This is a genomic window from Cupriavidus sp. 01L46 (assembly GCF_056399905.1).
Genome location: NZ_JBFTSF010000559.1, coordinates 1 through 2,582, shown reverse-complemented (window position 1 = coordinate 2,582; position 2,582 = coordinate 1). Strand labels below are relative to the sequence as shown.

The 2,582-nt window shown below is 61.0% G+C and carries 3 protein-coding genes; 2 read left to right on the top strand and 1 reads right to left on the bottom strand.

What is annotated here, in order from left to right:
- Positions 1-1,193: alkaline phosphatase family protein (locus AC1DS3_RS38330; protein ID WP_477129327.1), on the bottom strand; the 1,193-nt coding region annotated here is incomplete at its 3' end.
- Between the two features lie 354 nt (positions 1,194-1,547).
- On the opposite strand from AC1DS3_RS38330, the gene AC1DS3_RS38325 reads away from it, so the two are divergent.
- Both AC1DS3_RS38325 and AC1DS3_RS38320 read left to right on the top strand, forming a co-directional pair.
- A complete protein-coding gene (locus AC1DS3_RS38325) occupies positions 1,548-2,093 on the top strand; it encodes a hypothetical protein (RefSeq protein WP_441641591.1) in 546 nt (181 codons plus the stop codon).
- Between the two features lie 52 nt (positions 2,094-2,145).
- Positions 2,146-2,472 (top strand): hypothetical protein, encoded by a 327-nt coding sequence (locus tag AC1DS3_RS38320; RefSeq protein ID WP_441641590.1) that lies wholly within the window; start codon positions 2,146-2,148, stop codon positions 2,470-2,472.
- The last annotated feature ends 110 nt before the right edge of the window (positions 2,473-2,582 follow it).

Here is a 2,582-nt window from a genome sequence, read left to right as displayed (position 1 = left end):
GGCAGCGACGGATCGGTGACCGAGCTGTTGATTTCGGGGGCAAACAGATCGTCGATGCCCTGGCCGGACGGCCCGTTGAGGATCTCGTAGGCGGCGTGCTTGTCTGACCAGGCGGTGCGCAGTCCATGCTTGTGCGCGACCTCGAAGATCGTGTTGACCTTGAGATACTGATGCGGATAAACCGGCTGGCAGGTCTGCGCTGAGACCGGCAGCAAGGCCGGGTTGATCAGGTCTTGCGGGTGCCCGGTCAGCTGCGAAATCCTGGAGAAATCCGAGTACAGGCCGGGGATGCCTTGCCCGCTGTCCAGCCGGTTCAGGTCTTTCGCAATCACTTCTGCGTAATACACTTCAGCGCCAGGCTTGGTGCTGCGGCAACTGGCTGCCGTGGTGCCGGCCGGCAGCAGGCTGCGGCTGTAGGCGTCGTCGTAGTAGATGCCGGTGGTCCTGGGGTTGCCACCCGTGGCCTGGCCAACCATGCCGGGGAAAGAGTCCGAGGGGAACGGCGTTTGCGCATTCCGGTAGGCAACGCCATGGCGGACCAGTTGCGCAAGGGTGGAAGCCGGATTTGCGTTGACGAACCAGTCCAGGTCGGCCTGATGCAGGCCATCGACCGAAACCAGCAGCACATGCTTGGCACGCGGCTGACGGGCGTCGTCGTCCGCGCGTGCGGACGTGGCCAGTCCGCATGACAGCGACAGCGCCACCGCCAGGGTAAGCCTTTTTGTTGCTCGCATGATATCTCCTCGAATGACTGCCACAGGGCAGCCGGGAGACGCTATCAACCGCCCATGTCCGATCGGTGTCAGCGAATGGCCGGAGAGGTAACAAATTGTATGATCCAGGCCGGCAACCAGCGCGCCATCCGTGTACGGGTCAAACTTGCCGGCACGTGCGCCATCGGAGTAGGCATCGAATCCGCGAGCCGGCGTAGCCGAGACACCCGAGCGGTCGAGGCCGGCGATGCGGGCGCCTTCGGTGAAGGTATCCAGCTTGCCGCTGCGTGCGCCGTTGGTGAAGGCGTCGGTTGCGCGGAAGTCGTAGCCGTACTTGTCGGCGGGCACCGAGGTGCGGAATTCATAGCCGTACTTGTCGCCGGCAAGGGTGTCCTTGGCGGAAGCGGCCTGGGCGGCGCCGATGGCGGCGAGCGACAACACGAGGGTGGAAGCGAGCTTGAGGGCGAAGGTCTTGGTCATGATGTTCTCCAGTATCTTAAAATTCGTTGAATTTCATTGATTGTTCGCTGCGACTGCCAGAACGTTGCTTTGTTTATGCGCGCCGTCCATGTAACGAACTATAGGAGAGCCATCGATGCGTTAGACTAGTCTTATCCGGATTGTTTATTCAGAATTTTTGAACTAGCGTCTGCGGCATCAGGTGGCTGGCAGCGCTCAACGCTCAGCGCTGACGGCCCCGGCTCGCAAGCCGGATCTCCGGATCTCCGGGTTTCCGGCTCCCGCATTTTCCAAGGCGCCCGGCCGCGTGTTGCCCTGGATAGCCTGCATGGCGCGGCCGGGCCGCACCTGACGTCTCTCGATCCCGAGCATTTCGTGGAAAACGACCTTCCGCGCTTGAGCCAGAGAAAATACGCGGCGTGTGGCGAAGAGAGCGTTGTATTCAAAATCGAGGAGCACCGTGGCTACACGCTCGAACACGTTGGCGCATTTGGCAAGCCGCAGACGTTTTACCCCGCGAAGTCACTGTGGCTTACCTTGGAGGATCTCCAGGTCGTCCCAGAACTAGAGCCAGCCGGAGGCGCAACGCAATCGACGCTTGCTACCTACATCCACGGGACCGCGCGCTTCGACGATTGTCGCGTGTCCATCATGGGTGAATCCGAGAGCGGCACGCGTACGGTCCAGATCTCCTTCGCCGCTCGCGAAATCGGCGTGGCAGACCAGCAAGGCCTTCGCGAATGGCAAGAAGCGCTTGGCATTGCCTTCTCCAACGCGCCGCTTGGCACAGCAAGGTTTGGCTACAACCGCCCTGACCGCGAGATGCAGGAACCGGATCAGTGGTGGGCGTCGTGCCACGTGCCAGAAAGCAGCCTGCAAGCGCTTTGCAAGCGCTTTGCAAGCGCTTTGCGAGGGCGTTGAGAGCGGCCGGCTCACCGCCGTCAAGGTCGGGCTATGCCTGCGCAATGTTTACATGTCCGACCAGGGTATGGCTGCGCTGCCTGGGGAGGCATGCTTGTTCCTCAGGCCCGGCAAGAGCGATATCACCGTGGAGTCGCCGGAAATCGCAAGCGGATATGTTGTTCATCTCTCGCTGGATCTTGCGAAAGTCAGCTTGCGCCGGCTCGAAGAAGAACAGGGTTCGCACGAGGTGCCGTCGCTTCAAGAGCCGATAAACCCCACCGAGGCAGATGCCATTGGCGTACTGGTGGAGAAGCTCGGCAAGCTGGTCGCAAGCTTGAAATGGCTGGCGGCGCTTGTCGCTCTCCTGGTTATCGTTTTTGCATTGAAAAGCCGATGATCGAGAGCGTGTCGCATATTGCGTAATGGCTCAAGAAAAGCAGCCGATGTCCAGGCTCTACGGCTTGAGGAGCGGCGTCACCTGCGTCTCAAGCCGCAGCAGATCGATGG